Annotated in this window: 17 protein-coding genes; 15 read left to right on the forward strand and 2 right to left on the reverse strand. The window is 65.8% G+C overall.

Annotated elements, in window-relative coordinates:
- Window positions 1–47 precede the first annotated feature (47 nt).
- The 13 genes from A5740_RS03040 to A5740_RS03100 all read left to right on the forward strand — a co-directional run bounded on the left by A5740_RS03040 (window position 48) and on the right by A5740_RS03100 (window position 13,967).
- On the forward strand, window positions 48–893 hold the full coding sequence (locus A5740_RS03040; RefSeq protein WP_076191389.1) for an SDR family NAD(P)-dependent oxidoreductase: 846 nt from the start codon (window positions 48–50) through the stop codon (window positions 891–893).
- Window positions 893–2,308 (forward strand): SRPBCC family protein, encoded by a 1,416-nt coding sequence (locus A5740_RS03045; RefSeq protein WP_076191390.1) that lies wholly within the window; start codon window positions 893–895, stop codon window positions 2,306–2,308. The genes A5740_RS03040 and A5740_RS03045 overlap by 1 nt, the downstream gene beginning before the upstream one ends.
- Window positions 2,309–2,373: 65 nt before the next feature.
- A complete protein-coding gene (locus A5740_RS03050; protein ID WP_076191392.1) occupies window positions 2,374–3,546 on the forward strand; it encodes an LLM class flavin-dependent oxidoreductase in 1,173 nt (390 codons plus the stop codon).
- On the forward strand, window positions 3,543–5,393 hold the full coding sequence (locus A5740_RS03055; protein ID WP_076191393.1) for an NAD(P)/FAD-dependent oxidoreductase: 1,851 nt from the start codon (window positions 3,543–3,545) through the stop codon (window positions 5,391–5,393). Before A5740_RS03050 ends, A5740_RS03055 begins: the two co-directional genes overlap by 4 nt.
- Window positions 5,390–6,220: a TauD/TfdA family dioxygenase gene (locus tag A5740_RS03060; protein WP_076191395.1), complete on the forward strand. Its 831-nt coding sequence runs from the start codon at window positions 5,390–5,392 to the stop codon at window positions 6,218–6,220. The genes A5740_RS03055 and A5740_RS03060 overlap by 4 nt, the downstream gene beginning before the upstream one ends.
- Window positions 6,217–7,137, forward strand: a complete 921-nt coding sequence (locus A5740_RS03065) for an SDR family NAD(P)-dependent oxidoreductase (protein ID WP_076191396.1) — start codon at window positions 6,217–6,219, stop codon at window positions 7,135–7,137. Before A5740_RS03060 ends, A5740_RS03065 begins: the two co-directional genes overlap by 4 nt.
- Entirely contained in the window at window positions 7,134–8,273 is a 1,140-nt protein-coding gene (locus tag A5740_RS03070) for a CaiB/BaiF CoA-transferase family protein (protein WP_076191398.1), read from the forward strand. Before A5740_RS03065 ends, A5740_RS03070 begins: the two co-directional genes overlap by 4 nt.
- An 11-nt stretch (window positions 8,274–8,284) precedes the next feature.
- Complete coding sequence (locus A5740_RS03075; RefSeq protein WP_076191399.1) at window positions 8,285–9,436, forward strand: acyl-CoA dehydrogenase family protein; 1,152 nt, start codon at window positions 8,285–8,287, stop codon at window positions 9,434–9,436.
- 1 nt (window position 9,437) lies between these two features.
- Window positions 9,438–10,358 carry an acyl-CoA dehydrogenase family protein gene (locus A5740_RS03080; RefSeq protein WP_076191401.1) on the forward strand — a complete coding sequence of 307 codons (921 nt, stop codon included), beginning with the start codon at window positions 9,438–9,440 and terminating at the stop codon, window positions 10,356–10,358.
- Complete coding sequence (locus tag A5740_RS03085; RefSeq protein WP_076191402.1) at window positions 10,355–11,518, forward strand: acyl-CoA dehydrogenase family protein; 1,164 nt, start codon at window positions 10,355–10,357, stop codon at window positions 11,516–11,518. Before A5740_RS03080 ends, A5740_RS03085 begins: the two co-directional genes overlap by 4 nt.
- Window positions 11,518–12,546 (forward strand): acyl-CoA dehydrogenase family protein, encoded by a 1,029-nt coding sequence (locus A5740_RS03090; protein ID WP_139334893.1) that lies wholly within the window; start codon window positions 11,518–11,520, stop codon window positions 12,544–12,546. Before A5740_RS03085 ends, A5740_RS03090 begins: the two co-directional genes overlap by 1 nt.
- Window positions 12,547–12,564: 18 nt before the next feature.
- Complete coding sequence (locus A5740_RS03095; RefSeq protein ID WP_139334894.1) at window positions 12,565–13,122, forward strand: hypothetical protein; 558 nt, start codon at window positions 12,565–12,567, stop codon at window positions 13,120–13,122.
- Window positions 13,123–13,193: 71 nt separating this feature from the next.
- The gene (locus tag A5740_RS03100; protein ID WP_076191407.1) at window positions 13,194–13,967 is read left to right on the forward strand and encodes a VOC family protein; all 774 of its coding nucleotides are present in this window, start codon (window positions 13,194–13,196) and stop codon (window positions 13,965–13,967) included.
- Here the strand turns inward: A5740_RS03100 and A5740_RS03105 are convergent.
- Window positions 13,942–14,394, reverse strand: a complete 453-nt coding sequence (locus tag A5740_RS03105) for a cupin domain-containing protein (RefSeq protein WP_076191408.1) — start codon at window positions 14,392–14,394, stop codon at window positions 13,942–13,944. The genes A5740_RS03100 and A5740_RS03105 overlap by 26 nt on opposite strands.
- Before the next feature lie 19 nt (window positions 14,395–14,413).
- Here A5740_RS03105 and A5740_RS03110 point away from each other — a divergent pair, with 19 nt between their 5' ends.
- Window positions 14,414–14,833, forward strand: coding sequence for a hypothetical protein (locus A5740_RS03110; protein WP_076191410.1), 420 nt, complete (start codon window positions 14,414–14,416; stop codon window positions 14,831–14,833).
- Window positions 14,830–15,450, forward strand: coding sequence for a GNAT family N-acetyltransferase (locus A5740_RS03115; protein WP_076191411.1), 621 nt, complete (start codon window positions 14,830–14,832; stop codon window positions 15,448–15,450). The genes A5740_RS03110 and A5740_RS03115 overlap by 4 nt, the downstream gene beginning before the upstream one ends.
- Before the next feature lie 83 nt (window positions 15,451–15,533).
- On the opposite strand, the gene A5740_RS03120 is transcribed toward A5740_RS03115, so the two are convergent.
- A partial coding sequence (locus A5740_RS03120; protein WP_139334895.1) for an Hsp20/alpha crystallin family protein occupies window positions 15,534–15,715 on the reverse strand: 182 nt, incomplete at its 5' end.

A 15,715-nucleotide genomic window follows, 5' to 3' on the forward strand; every position in this document is an offset into this window, starting at 1 on the left:
GAAATCACAATGTATTGTCCGGACAATTAGGCCGATAAGGTTTGCGAATGGATGGTTCCCTGAACCTGGACGGCCGGGTCGTGGTGGTGTCGGGCGCCGGCGGCGGCGGTATCGGCACCACCGTCACGCGGATGGCGGCCGAGGCCGGGGCCACGGTGGTGGCGGTCAGTCGCTCGCAGGACAACCTCGACACCCACGTCGCGCCGCTGGCCGACAAGGGATTGAACGTGGTGACGGTGGCGGCCGATGCGTCGACCGACGAGGGCATCGCCACGGTGCTCGACGCGGCTCGCCAGGCCGACGGCCAGTTGTACGGACTGGTCAACGTCGCTGGCGGTGCGGCCCCGTCCACCTGGATGCCGGCCACCCGGGTGTCACGGGCCGACTGGCGCGAATTGTTCACCGCCAACCTCGAAACCATGTTCTTCATGAGCCAGGCTGTGGCTTCGGAGATCCGGGCCCAGGGGAACCCGGGCTCGATCGTGTCGGTGTCCTCGATCAGCGGTATGAACACTGCGCCGTACCACGTCGCCTACGGCACCGCGAAGGCCGCGATCGTGGCGGCCACCCGAACTATGGCGGCCGAGCTTGCCGCCGAAGGCATCCGGGTCAACGCCGTCGCCCCCGGGGTCACCGAAACCGCGGCCTCCGCAACGTATGTCGACGCCGACCCCGAGCGCGATCAACGGGCGATCGCGATGGGCCGCCGCGGCACGCCCGAGGAGCAGGCTGGGGCGATCCTGTTTCTGCTCTCGGATCTGTCGAGCTACATCACCGGCCAGACCATCCTGGTCGACGGCGGCCTCAACCTGCGCTGGACGCATCTCGGCGCTGACAACACCTCGCTGTTCCTCAAGGACGAATCCTTCCGCGAAGCCATCAGGAGGATCTAGTGGCCCATACCGAATCCGACCTCGACGCCGCGATGGAGGTCGACGCTGAACCGGACGACTCGACCGGAATCATCGCCGAGGACCTGTCCGAGCCGACGACCATCCCGGTCGAGGCCTATATCTCGGCGGACTACGCCCGCGCGGAACGGGATCGACTGTGGCGCAAGGTGTGGCAGCAGGTGGGCCGGGTCGAGGAGATTCCCGAGGTCGGCAGCTACCTGACGTATGACATCCTCGACGACTCGATCATCATCGTCCGAACCGGCGCGGACACCTTTGCCGCCCACCACAACGTCTGCATGCACCGCGGCCGCAAGCTCATCGACAACCCCGAGGGCGCCAAGAACGCTACCGGCCGGGCCCGGAAATCCTTCGTCTGCGGGTTCCACGGCTGGACCTACGGTCTCGACGGAGCCTGCACCCACATTCGGGAACAGGATGACTGGCAGGGCAAGCTCACTCCGCGCAACACACATCTGGCGCCGGTGCAGGTGGATACCTGGGGCGGCTGGCTTTTCATCAACATGGATCCGCACTGCGAGCCGTTGATCGACTATCTGTACCCGGCAGCCAAGATCCTCGACCCATTCGGGTTGGAGAACATGCGATACAAGTGGCGCAAGTGGTTGTACTTCGACTGCAACTGGAAGGTCGCGATGGAGGCCTTCAACGAGACCTACCACGTGTTCACCACGCACCCGGAGTTCAACCAGTTCGGCGAGTTCAAGGGCTGGGCGAAGGCACAGGGCAAGCACAGCAACATCGGTTACGACGCGCCGAAAGGCATGGACGAGACCAAGTCCAAGATCCGCCTGGGAACCGGTGATCCGCGTATCTCGACGGCCGAGATGCAGATCTACACCATGGAAGAGACCAACGCGACGACCACCAACACACTGGTGAATGCCGCCAAGCGATTGGTCGACGAACTCCCGGAGGGCACCCCGGCTGACGAGGTGCTGCAGCACTGGCTGGCCTCGGCCCGCCGCGATGACGAGGCGCGTGGGGTGATCTGGCCGACCATCCCGCCGGACATCCTGGGGCAGAGTGGCACCGCGTGGCAGATCTTCCCGAACTTCCAAGTAGGTCAGGGTCTGACGAGCGCGCTGTGCTACAGCGCGCGCCCCGATCCGAGCTACAACCCGGACAAGTGCATCTTCGAGGTCGCCGTCTTCGAGCTGTACCCCAAAGGTGAAGAGCCGCAGACCGAGTGGGCCTACACCCCGAAGGATTCTCCGAACTGGCTGTCGGTGCTGCCGCAGGATTTCTCGAACATGGCGGCGGTGCAGCAGGGGATGAAGTCGGCGGGCTTCCCCGGGACTCTGCCGAATCCCTACCGCGAACGCAGCACCGTCAACCTGCACTACCAACTTTCCAAGTACATGGGCACCGGAGAGCCCACCGACATCCAGTGATTTGGGTGCGTTCAGTAACGGTCAGCGTTACCAGACGCACACAAATCGCCCGATAAGGAGCGAACATGAAGGTCAATCTGGGTACCGGGGCGCAGAACTCCCACGACTGGGAACGGGTGCTGGCCGGTGATTTCAGCACACCGCCGGCCACGCCGGACTACAAGTGCGTGCAGGCCGCGCTGGCGCTCGGCGACCTGGCCGAGCCGCTGGGCTTCGACGGGATCTGGTTCCCCGAGCACCACGGCACGCCATATGGCATGACGCCCAACCCGATTCAGGCCCTGACCTACTTCGCCGGTCGCACGGAGCGGGTCAGCCTGGGCACGTTCGTCGCGGTGGTGCCATGGTGGAATCCGATCCGGCTGGCCACCCAGATCGCGTACCTCGACATCGTCTCCAACGGTCGTTACACCACGATCGGTCTGGGCCGTGGAGTGTCGAAGGGGGAGTTCGCCGCGGTCGGCGTGCCCCGGGAGGAGAGCCGCGACCGCTTCAACGAGACGCTGGACATCCTCAAGCTGGCCTTCTCCGGCGAGCGGTTCTCCTATGACGGCAAGATCTTCAGCTTCCCGGAGATGTCGCTGCGGCCCGAGCCGATCAGCACCGATCTGTTCGACCGCATCTACAGCTCGTCCTCGACCGCCGAGTCGTTGGAGATCCTGTCGCGGCGCGGCATGGTGCCGCTGTTCGTGGGCAACAAGCCGATCACCGATGCCGGTGAGGAGGTCCGCAAGGTCAACACCTTCCGGGCAGAGGAAGGCCTGGGGCCTTGTCAGCCCAAAAACGTGATGTTCATGTACTGCGTGGGCTCCGAGGACGAGGTTCAGCAAACCGAAGAGTGGATCTGGACCGCCAACCGGGACGTCAACGTGCACTACGGCTTCGCCGACGCGTCGAACTTCAAGGGCGTCAAGGGGTATGAGGCCTACGCCGCCCGGGAAGCCAGCGCGACGGCGGTGCTGGCCTCGGAGGTCGGCAACCAGAAGAAGGGCGGCCCGCCCGGGTACCACGCCTCCAACCTGCTGATCGGCACGCCGCAGACGGTGTTCGAGAAGCTCAAGGCCGCCCAGGAGGCCTGCTCGTTCTGCGAGGTCACCATCGTCCCGCAGTTCGGCACCATGCCGTACGAAAAGGCCATGGAATCCACCAAGTTGTTCGCCGCCGAGGTGCTGCCCGCGGTGCACGACATGGAAGCCCCGCTGCATGCGGCCGCGCTTCCGGAGAAGGCCAACGCATGAACCAACCGTGCGGCCCCACCGACACGCCCACTGATATCGACATCGACGCGATCCGGGAGAAGTACGCCGCCGAGCGGGCCAAGCGGCTGCGGCCTGAAGGCGGCGACCAGTACCTGGAACTGGAAGGTGAGTTCGCCGAGTTCTACGAGGTCGACCCGTACACGACGGTGTCCGAACGGGATCCGATCAGGGAGGATTCCGACGTCGTCATCCTCGGCGGCGGCTTTGCCGGTCTGCTGGCCGGGGCCTATCTGAAGAAGGCCGGTGTCGAAGGAATCCGCGTCATCGAGATGGCCGGTGACTTCGGTGGGGTGTGGTACTGGAACCGCTTCCCGGGCATCCAGTGTGACAACGACGCCTACTGTTACATCCCGTTGTTGGAAGAGCTCGACTTCATGCCGAGCAAGAAGTTCGCCGATGGTACCGAGATCTTCCAGCACTGCCGCAACATCGGCAAGCATTTCGGCCTGTACGACGGTGCCCTGTTCTCCACCCAGGTGCGTGACATGCGCTGGGACGACGCGACGCAGCGCTGGCGGATCAGCACCGACCGGGGCGACGAGATCCGGGCCCGGTTCGTGGTGATGGCGCAAGGCTCCTACAACCGGCCGAAGTTGCCGGGTATCCCGGGGATCAAGGACTACCGGGCTGCTGGTGGCCACGTGTTCCACTCCGCACGCTGGGATTACGACTACACGGGCGGGAATGCCGACGGCGGCCTGCACAAGCTCGCTGACAAACGCGTCGCTCTCGTCGGCACCGGCGCGACGGGCATTCAGCTGGTGCCGCACCTCGGCCGCGACGCCCAGCAGCTGTTCGTCTTCCAGCGGACCCCGTCCTCGGTCGACGCGCGGTCCAACCCGCCCACCGACCCGGCCTGGGCAGCATCCTTGCAACCTGGCTGGCAGGAGGAGCGCAAGCGCAACTTCCACAACTGGTCGCCGTTCGTCGGTGTGGTGTTCGGCGAACCAGACCTGGTGTGCGACTTCTGGACCGAACTCGGGCGCAACCTGACCGCTCGGATCGCGGCCAGCGAGAACCCCGCCGAAGTGACCATCGAACAGATCATGGCGTTCCGCGAAGAAGAAGACTTCAAGATCATGGAGCGGTTGCGCCGTCACGTCGCCGAGATCGTCGAGGACCCCGAGACCGCCGAAGCGCTCAAGCCGTACTACCGCTTCATGTGCAAGCGGCCGACGTCCAGCGAGCAGTACCTCGCCACGTTCAACCGCCCCAACGTGAAACTTGTTGACGTGTCGGCCACCAAGGGGGTGGAACGGCTGACCGAGAAGGGGATCGTCGCCGACGGTGTCGAATACGAGGTCGACTGTGTGATCTTCGCCAGCGGCTTCGAGATCTCCACCGAGATCAGCCGCCGGTTCGCGATCGAGAGCATTGTGGGCCGCGACGGGTTGTCGTTGTTCGATTACTGGCAGAACGACTACAAGACCCTGCACGGCATGACCAGCCGCGGATTCCCGAACCAGTTCTTCATGGGCTTCATCCAGGGCGGCGTATCGGCCAACACCACGGCGATGTTCGAACAACAGGCCAAGCACATCGCCTACATCATCGCCGAGGCGCAGAACCGTGGCGCCACCACGGTCGAGCCCAGCCAGGAGGGGCAGGACGCCTGGGTCTCCACGGTGCGCGAACTGTCGATCGACAACTCGGCATTCGAACTGTCCTGCACCCCGGGTTATTACAACAACGAGGGCCGCGGCGGCGCGGAACGCAACGGCGCATTCCTCGGTGACTTCTACTCACCCGGCTTCTACGCCTTCGACGAGCTGATTGCCGATTGGCGGGACAAGGGCGACCTCGACGGACTGGAGCTCACCACATGACGACCACGACAGCGCTCGAGACTCGCGACATCAAGCCCCACATCGGCACCGAGATCCGGGCCGACAAGGCCACGTTGCTTTCCGGCGATCATGCCGGCGTCATCCGGGGACTCCTGGAACAGCGTGGGGTACTGGTGTTCCCACAGATCGGGTTCAGCGACGACGAGCAGATCGCATTCACCGAAACACTGGGCACCTTCGCACCCGAGCATCAGGGTGAGAAGCTGTACAAGGTGAGCCTCGACACCGAGGTGAACAAGCAGGCCGACTATCTCAAAGGCTCGCTGTACTGGCACATCGACGGCACCATGAACGAGGTCCCGATCCTGGCCTCCCTGCTACAGAGTGTGGCGCTGGGCAATCCGGAGGAGGGGGACACCGAGTTCTGCAACACCTATGCCGCCTATGACGCGCTGTCGGATGAGGACAAGGCCGAGATCGAGGGTCTGCGCGTGATGCACTCGGCGTGGAACACGTTGTTCTACTACGACCCGGAACCGAGCGCCAAGACGCTGCGCCGGATGATGGCGATCGGCGATCGCGAACTGCCGTTGGTCTGGACGCATCAGTCCGGCCGGAAGTCACTGGTGCTCGGGGCCACGGCTCGCCATATCGTCGACATCGACTTCAAGAAGAGCGCCGAACTGCTGGTGCGTCTGCGGGATTGGGCCACCCAGCCCGATTTCACCTATCGACACAAGTGGACCGTCGGCGACCTGGTGATCTGGGACAACACCGGAACCATGCACCGGGCCACGCCGTACGATCCGGCCTCGGGTCGGCTGTTGCAGCGCACCAAACTCGAGGGCGAGGAACCGTTCGCTTGAGCACTCTGCGATTCGACGAGCGCGTCGCCGTCATCACCGGCGCCGGACGGGGGCTGGGCCGGGAATACGCGCTGCTGCTGGCGGCGCGGGGCGCAAAGATCGTCGTCAACGATCCCGGTGGCAGTCTCACCGGCGACGGTACCGACACCGCCCCGGCGCAGCAGGTGGTCGACGACATCGTCTCGGCCGGTGGGCAAGCCATCGCCGTCACCGATTCGGTGGCTACCGCCGAGGGGGGCCAGGCCATCATCGACGCGGCCATCGAGGCCTTCGGACGGATCGACATCCTGATACACAATGCCGGCACCGTGCGGCGGGGCTCGCTGAAGGAACTCACCTACGACGATTTCGAGGCCGTCCTCGACGTGCACCTGCGCGGCGCGTTTCATGTTGTGCGACCCGCGTTTCCGCTGATGTGTGCGGCCGGGTACGGCCGGGTGGTGTTGACCTCGTCGATCGGTGGGTTGTACGGCAACCTCGAGGTGGCCAACTACGCGGCGGCCAAGGCCGGAATCCTCGGACTGTGCAATGTGGTGGCACTCGAGGGTGCTGCCGACGGTGTGTTGTGCAATGCGATCGTGCCCGGCGCGGTGACGCGGATGGCCGAAGGTCTTGACACCTCGGCGTATCCGCCGATGGGCCCGGATCTGGTCGCCCCGGCCGTGGGCTGGCTGGCGCATGAATCCTGTTCGGTCACCGGGGAATTCTTCGTCGCGATCGCCGGACGGATTGCCCGCGCCGTTGTCGCCGAGTCGCCGGGGGTGTACCAGCCGTCGTGGACCGTCGAACAAGTAGGCCAGCAGATCGACCACATCCGTGACGTCAGCGAACCGGTGATCTTCCCGGTGGTTCCTGACGGACATGCCGATCACATCGGCTACAGCTTCGGGCGAGCGGCAGAGGGAGCCCGATCATGACAACCGGTCCACTGCACGGCGTTCGGGTCGTCGACCTCACCGCCATGGTGATGGGTCCCTACTGCACGCAGATCATGGCCGACATGGGCGCCGACGTCATCAAGGTCGAAACTCCGGCCGGTGACAACACCCGCTACATCTCGGTGGGTCCGGCGCCCGGTATGAGCGGGGTGTTCGTCAACGTCAATCGTGGCAAGCGGAGCGTGGTGCTGGATCTGCGGTCGGATGCGGGCAAGGAGACGCTGCGTGCGCTGATCGCCGACGCCGATGTGTTCATCCACTCGATGCGGGCCAAGGCCGTCGCCAAACTCGGCTTCGGTTATGACGACGTGGCGGCGATCAACCCGGGCATCGTCTACACCAACTGCTACGGCTATGGCCGCCGTGGCCCCGATGCCGACCGGCCCGCCTATGACGACACCATCCAGGCCGAGTGCGGATTGCCTGCCGTGCAACAGCAATTGACGGGTGAAGCCTCGTACGTCGGCACGATCATGGCGGACAAGGTGGCCGGCCTGACCGCGCTCTACGCCACCACGATGGCACTGTTCCACCGCGAGCGCACCGGTGAGGGGCAGGAGGTCGAGGTCAGCATGTTCGAGACCATGGCCTCCTTCATGCTGGTCGAACATGCCAACGGGGCCATGTTCGACCCTCCACTCGGGCCTGCGGTCTACCCGCGGGCGGTGACCCCCAACCGCAGGCCGTATGAGACCAAGGACGGCCACATCGCCGCCCTGATCTACAACGACAAGCACTGGAACGCGTTCATCGACCGGGTGCAGCCGACCTGGAACACGCCCGATTACGCGACGCTGGAGCAGCGGGCCCGCCAGATCGACACGGTCTACGGGCTGTTGGCGCAGACCCTCAAGGAACGGACCACGGCCGAGTGGCTGGATCTGTTCGCGGAGTTGGAGATTCCGGCCGCACCCATGCTCACGCCGGATGAGTTGTTCGACAACGAGCACCTCAATGCGGTCGGGTTGTTCGAGACCGTCGACACGCCGCACGGCCGGGTGCGGATGCCCGGTGTGCCGACGTGGTTCTCGCGCACGCCCGGCCGGGTCGCCGGGTACGCACCGGAACTGGGCGCCGACACCGACGCGGTGCTGGCCGAGCTCAGACCACGATAGGAAGGCCAGGAGTGGATTTCGATTTTGGTGCGGCGGCCGACACCTTGCGCGCGGACCTGCGTGCGCTGATCGCCGACGAGGTGCCCGCCGACTTCCTCGGGGCGTTCACCGATGATCCGGCCGATCTGGCGGTGGCTCAACAGTTCTGCCGCACGCTGGCGCAGAAGCATCTGCTGTGCATGTCGTGGCCGAAGGAGTTCGGTGGCGGGGATGCCTCGGTGTGGGAGCAGACCGTGGTGCGCGAGGAGATGTGGGCGCACCACGAACCACGCGGCGCACAGTACATGGGCGTGAACTGGGTGGGGCCGATCATCATGCGGCACGGCACCGAAGAGCAGCAGCGTAAACACCTGCCGCCGATCGCCAACGGCGAAGTGATCTGGTGCCAGGGCTTTTCCGAGCCGGAGTCCGGTTCCGACCTGGCCTCGTTGCGGACGTTCGCCCGCCGGGAGGACGACGGCTGGCGCGTCAACGGCCAGAAGATATGGACCTCCTACGCCACGATGGCGCAGTGGATCTTCCTGCTGGCCCGCACCTCCAAAGGTGAGAAGAAACAACAGGGGATGACGATCTTCCTGGTGCCGATGGATTCGCCGGGTATCACGGTTCGCCCGATCCGGACCATGATGGGCCCGCATCATCTCAACGAGGTGTTCTTCGATGACCTCAAGGTCACCGAGGCCGATGTGCTGGGCACCGTGGACCAGGGCTGGTCGCTCGTTCAGGACGTGGTGTCCTTCGAGCGCGTCGGTATTGCCCGGTACGCACGGTGCGAGCGGCTGCTGCAGGCCGCGCCCGACGTGCTAGGCGACAAGTGGCAGCAACTGCCCGCGGAGCTGCGCGGCCGGTGGACGCGGATGCTCACGCACTGCCGTCGCGCGCGGCTGATGGCGTATCGGGTGGTGTCGATGCAGGCCACCGGGCGGGTCAATCCCGGTGATTCCGCAGCATATCGGATTGCGGTGACACGGTTGGACCAGGAGAGTGCCGAGGTGTTGATGGAGATTGCGGCGGTGGTTCCGCGCGGGACTGAAAGCGCTGATTATTTCCGCGCCGAGGTCGAGGACCACTGGCGGTATTCCCAGGCGTCCACGGTGTCCTCGGGCAGCATCGAGATGCAGCGCATCCTGTTGTCGCGGACCATGCTGGCCGGAAAGGCGTGAGATGATCCTCGATCTCAGTGACGACGCCAAAGAGTTTGGCCGCCAGGCACTCAAGGCCTTCGAGGCTGCCGGCGGCGACCAGTTGCTGGCTCAGGCCGACGCCAAGCCCGACACGCGTGCCGGCCTCGTCGCGCCGGTGCTCGACGGCCTGGGGGTCTTCGAACTCGAACCCCGCACCGACGTCGACTCATTGGAGGCGGCGGCCGCGGTGTGCCGCAGCGCGGGCTATTGGGCGCTGCCCTATCCGGTGGCCGAGCGCTTGTCGCGCCCGGAAGGCAGCGACGTCGACGGGCTGGTCGTCGTCGATGCCGACGCGCCCGAGGCAGCCCTGCACGGACTGGACAACCGTTGGGCCGCGGTCACATTGGACGGGCAACGTAGCACGGTGACCAACACTGGCGCGTCGGGCCCGTCGTTCGCGACCGCGCTGGAACTGTCCGCGCTGGATTCTGACGGCCTCGCTGATGTGGCCCTGGCATTGACCTTGCCGTCGTGGACCCTGTTGGGCATGCTGGATCGGGCCATCGACCTGACCACGGCGCACGTGAGCCTGCGTAAACAGTTCGGTCAGACGCTGTCGTCGTTCCAGGGCGTGCAGTTCCAGCTGACCGACGCCGAGGTGGAGCGCAGCGGCGTCGACATGCTGGCGAAATACACGTTGTGGAGCCTGAACACGCATCCCGCCGACGAGGCCATCAATGATGCACTGGCGTTAAGACTGGCCGCGATCGAGGCCGCCGAGGTGGTGTTCCGGGTGTGCCACCAATTGCACGGGGCCGTCGGCTTCTGCGACGAGACCACGTTGTCCTGGCTGTCGCGCTACAGCCAGCCGTTGCGCCGCTTACCGTTCGGGGTGTCCAAGACCCGTGACACGTTGACCGCGCGGTTGGGCCGGCGCGGACTCACCGGGTTGTTCTCGTGACCGACCTCGACGAGTTCCGGACCAGCGTGCGGGATTGGTGCACCGCCCACGTCCCGAAAGACTGGCGCGCCAACCAGACCGGTGTTGACGCTGACGAGTTCGTGGCCTTCCAAAAATCCTGGTTCGCCGAGCTGCACACCGCCGGATACGCCGTGCCGCACTGGCCGGCCGAATGGGGCGGCGGCATGTCGGTACCCCAGCAGATCGTGCTGTATCAGGAACTGGCCGCCCACGATGCGCCCCGGTTGGTGCTGGCGTTCGTCGGGATCCACCACGCCGCCTCCACACTGCTGGCGGCCGGCACCGACGAGCAACGCACACGGCACCTGCCCGCCATCCTCGACGGCGAGATCTGGGTGCAAGGCTTTTCCGAGCCGGAGGCCGGATCCGATCTGGCGTCTCTTCGTACCACCGCCAAGGCCGACGGCGAGAACTTCATCGTCAACGGCCAGAAGCTGTGGGCCAGTGGGGCGCTGCACGCCGATTGGTGTCTGTTGCTGGCCCGTACTGACCCGGATGCGCCGAAGCGCCACGGCATCTCGTATTTCCTGATGGACATGCGGACCCCGGGCATCGATGTGCGGCCGATCCGCAACGCGGTGGGGGATTCGCACTTCTGCGAGATCTTCCTCAACGACGTCGCCGTCCCGGCAGCCAACCTCATCGGCCCGGTGAACAAGGGCTGGCAGGTCGCCCAGGCCACCCTCGGCGCCGAACGCGGCATGACGATGCTGGAACTGTCCGAGCGGCTGGGTAATGCGGGTTTCCGGTGGCTGCTCGAGGCCGCCCCGGTTGAGGATCCGGTGGTGGCCGACCGGTTGGCGCAGCTCGAGATCGAGCTGACCGGTCTGCGCGGATTGTGCCGGGATCTGGTGGAGCGCACCGAGGCCGGGAAAGCCGGGCCCGCAGACGCCTCGATCGTCAAGCTGTACTACAGCGAACTGCTGCAACGGATGACGGGTTTCGGTGCCGAACTCGGTGGCCTGGACGCCCATACCGTGTTGGCGAAACCGGCCTCCAGCGGCTGGGAATCGGGCGCCTGGATGCTCGACTTCATCGGCTCCTGGGAATGGACCATCCCCGGCGGCGCCAGCGAGATCCAGCGCACCATCATCGGTGAGCGTGGTCTGGGCCTGCCCCGAGAACCGAGTGCGGTGTGATGAGCGACGTCTCCGAGTATTCAGAGCTACACGACGAACTCCGCTCGGTGGCAGCCGATCTGCTGGCCAAGGACAGCATCGACTGGCCGCTGCTCGTTTCGGCCGGCTGGGTCGGGCTGGACGCGCCCGAGGAGGCCGGTGGTGCCGGGGTGACCTTCGCCGAGGTTGCGGTGATCTGCGAGGAACTGGGCAGAGCCGCGGCGACCACGGGCTACCTCGGCGGTGCGGTACTGGCGATCGGTGCGCTGAACTGCCTGCAGCCCAGCGATTCTCGTGACACGCTGCTGCAGGAGGTCGTCGCCGGGACCACGCGCGTCGCCCTCGGGCTGTCCGGGTCCGGCGACGCGCCATTCGAGCTGGCCACCGGGCGTGTGCACGGCCGCGCCACGTTTGTGTCCGACGCGGCCGGCGCCCAGCGCTTGTTGTTGCCGGCACGCGATGCCGACGGGCTCGCGGTACTGGTGGATGTGGCCGCCGACGCGTCAGGCCTTGCGGTCGCAGACCAGCCGGTGCTCGACGAGACCCGCAACCTGGCGACCGTCACGGCCGATGGTGTGGACATCGCGGGCAACGCGGTGTGGCGGTTCGACGGCGATGCCGAGGACTGCCTGCGTGCGCTCACCGGGCGGGCGGCGCTCGCGGTGGCCTGCGACAGCCTCGGCGTCGCGCAGGCCATGCTCGACGCCACGGTGGCCTACACCGGCGTCCGCCGGCAATTCGGCCGTCCGATCGGCTCGTTCCAGGCCGTCAAACACGCCTGTGCCGACATGCTGGTGCGGATCACGGTGGCCCGGCAACTGGTGAATGCCGCTATCGCGTCACCCGATCCCCGCGCGGTTTCCATGGCCAAGGCCTACACGACCGAGGCCGCTGTCGAGGTCGCCGGCAAGGCCATGCAGTTGCACGGCGGCATCGGCTACACGTGGGAGAGCGGCGTGCACATCTACCTCAAGCGCGCCGCGCTCAACCGGTCACTGTTCGGCTCGCCTGCCGAGCACCGCGCCAAAATTGCGCAGCATTATCGGTGAGCTGCGTACATTAGCTGCGTGCGGGTGATGGGCGGCGTTGCAGCGGCGTTCGGCGTGGGCCTGTGGCTCCTGGTGTTGGCCGGGTTCCTGCTCTCCGACTACTACCGCTTGCGCCCGTTTCTGCACCATCCGGTGATCTTCGGCGTCGTGGGCAGCATGGCGCTGGCGGTGGCACTCGGCTTGGTCATTCGAAACCAGGTGCTCAAATGGTTGGCCGTCGTTCTGGTGGTCCTGGCAGGCCTCGGCTGGGGCGGCATCGTGTTGTTCGCGTTGTTGGTAGCCGGCGGACACGAGAGCGAGGTGGAGCGGCTCCCGTCGCCGAACGGTGACATGGAGCTGGCCGTGTTCGTTGGTGGTGGTTTCACGATCGACCCGATAGCGACCGTGCGGGTGTACACCAACAACGGTCTGCTGTCGCGGGAGAACTACCTGGGCTGCTTCAACGGCGACCGTGACGGGCTCAAAGAAGTCGAATGGACGGGTCCGAGGACGGTGCGGGTCGAGCTGTCGCGCGGCGGGACGACCACCATCGCGCTGGACGACCGAGGTCGGCCGGATCAGACGATCAGCTGTTGAACCGGCGATGAGTTTTCCGGACGGCGGCGGTCAGACTTAACGACCGACCATTCCCGTGAAGGAGAAATATCGTGGCTACCCGTCAGAGCGCGCCGCTGGGCGCCCCCACCTGGATCGACCTGACCACGTCCGACCTTGACCGTGCCCAGCAGTTCTACGGTGCGGTGTTCGGCTGGACGTTCGAGACCGGCGGCCCGGAGTACGGCGGCTATGTCACCGCATCCGTCGACGGAAACGTGGTCGCCGGCCTGATGCGCAACGATCCGCAGTGGAATGCCCCGGACGCCTGGACCACCTACCTGCACACCGCCGATGCCGACGCCACCGTGGCAGCCGTCGCCGCCGCAGGCGGGAGCAATTGCGGTGGGGTGATGGATATCCCGGCCAAGGGCCGGATGGCGATGCTGACCGACACGGCCAACGGGTTCTTCGGCATCTGGCAGCCGGGCGGGCACGACGGTTTCGCGGTGTTCAACGAGGCCAGTGCGCCGGTGTATCACCAGTTGACCACCAGTGACTATGCCAAGGCGTTGGATTTCTACCGCACGGTGTTCGGTTGGAGCACCGAGACCGTTTCAGACACCGATGAATTCCGCTACAGCACAGCCAACTTCGACGGTGAGGCACTGGTCGGTGTGATGGACGGATCGGCGTTCATCCCCGAGGGCGCACCGTCGACGTGGACCACGTTCTTCGGCGCCGAGGACGTCGACAAGACCATCGAGCTGATCGTCACCAACGGCGGCTCAGTGGTGCGTCCCGCCGAGGACACTCCCTACGGACGCTTGGCCGCGGTGACCGACCCGACCGGGGCCGGGTTCAATCTGTCGTCCCTGCAGAGCTGAGGGCGAAGTCGGCGAAGTCGAATCCCGGCACCACCACGCAACTGACCAACGCGGGCTGATCGTCCCGTGGCGCCGCGCGCTGCCAGTGTCCCGGCGGCACGAGTAGTTGTGGGTGTTGCCCGGCGGTGAGATCCGGACCCAGCAGAAGGCTTGTCGCGGTGTCTTTTTCCGCACCGGTCTCCAGGATCAGTGGGCTGCCCCGATGGTAGAACCACAACTCTGCACTGCGCACCGTGTGCCAGGCTGTCTGCTGGCCCGGCATCAACAGGAACAGGAACGCGGTGCCGGCGCTTCGCGGCCCGGAGTAGCCCGACGGAAGCGAGGCCTGGCTCACCGTCAGTTCGCTACGCCAGGTCTCCCGGTACCAGCCGCCCTCGGGATGCGGAGCGAGATCCAGCTGCCTGGCCCAGTCGGGTAGTTCGGTCACACCCGATAGTCTCGTCGTTATGGTTCGTCTGCGTCCAGGCTGGCTGATAGCCCTGTGTGCTGCGATCCTGGTGGTCGTGGCCTGGCTGCCGTGGTTGACCACCAGTGCCAACGGCGGCGGCCGGGCCAACGCCATCGGCGGGGCGGTGGGCAGCGTCGTACTCCCGCACGGTTTCGGCGTCGGGCAACTGATCGTCTTGCTCGGTGCGTGCCTGATCGTGTCCGGCGCGATGGCCGGGCGCGGTCTGTCACAACGGTGGGCTTCGGCTGCGGGCCTGTTGATTTCGTTGGCCCTGCTGGCGCTGACGGTCTGGTATTACATGCTCAACGTCAAACCGCCGGTGGCCGCGGGCTATGGGCTCTATGTCGGTGGCGTCATGGCGGTGCTGGCCGCGGTGTGTTCCGTGTGGTCCTTCCTGTCGACGTTGGGCAATCCGTGAGCGACTTCGTGACGCCTGTCGAGCTCACCGGGCAGCGCTGGGTGCAGCTGGAGCCGTTGACCCGTGAGCACATTCCCGAGATCGACGCCCTCGCCGCCGACGGTGAGTTGGGCTCGCTCTGGTACACCGCGCCACCGCGGCCCGGCGGCGCCGCCGAGTGGGTGCAGCACATGCACGATCTGCGCGCGGCCGATCACGGCGTCAGCTTCGCGGTGCGCACGCTCGACGGCAGGCTGGTGGGGTCGACGAGTTACCTGCACGTCGACGGTCCCAACCGGCGGCTGGAGGTCGGGCACACCTGGTATACGGCCGATGCTCGTGGCACCGGTGTCAACGCCGAGACCAAGCTGTTGATGCTCGGTCACGCCTTCGACGAGTTGAATTGTGTGGCAGTGGAATTGCGCACCCATTTCTTCAACTTCGCCAGCCGCGGCGCCATCGAGCGGCTCGGCGCCAAGCTCGACGGGATACTGCGCAGCCATCAGCTGCTGCCGGACGGCTCGCGACGTGACACCGTCGTGTACTCGATCCTGGACATCGAATGGCCGGCGGTGCGCGCCAACCTAGAGTTCCGGCTGGCGCGCTCCGCGTCAGAATGGCGTGGGCCACAGCGATGAAACAGGTTGTCGTACAACGCTGATCCCGTGCAGAGAAGTGGCTGGGGCCTCTTGGGAATGAGGCCCCAGCCTGGTCGTACCGGCTATTCCACGTCGACGGTGGTTTCGATCGACTTGCGGTCGGTGCCGTGTGCGACGTCGATCTTGCGGGGCCGGGCGCGTTCGGCCACCGGGATGGTGACGGTGAGGACACCGTTTTCGTACGTGGCGGAGATCGCCGAGGTATCGATCCCGTCGCCGAGCGAGAGCTGACGTCGATAACGGC

The organism is Mycobacterium sp. GA-1841 (assembly GCF_001954135.1).
Taxonomy (GTDB): Bacteria; Actinomycetota; Actinomycetes; order Mycobacteriales; family Mycobacteriaceae; genus Mycobacterium.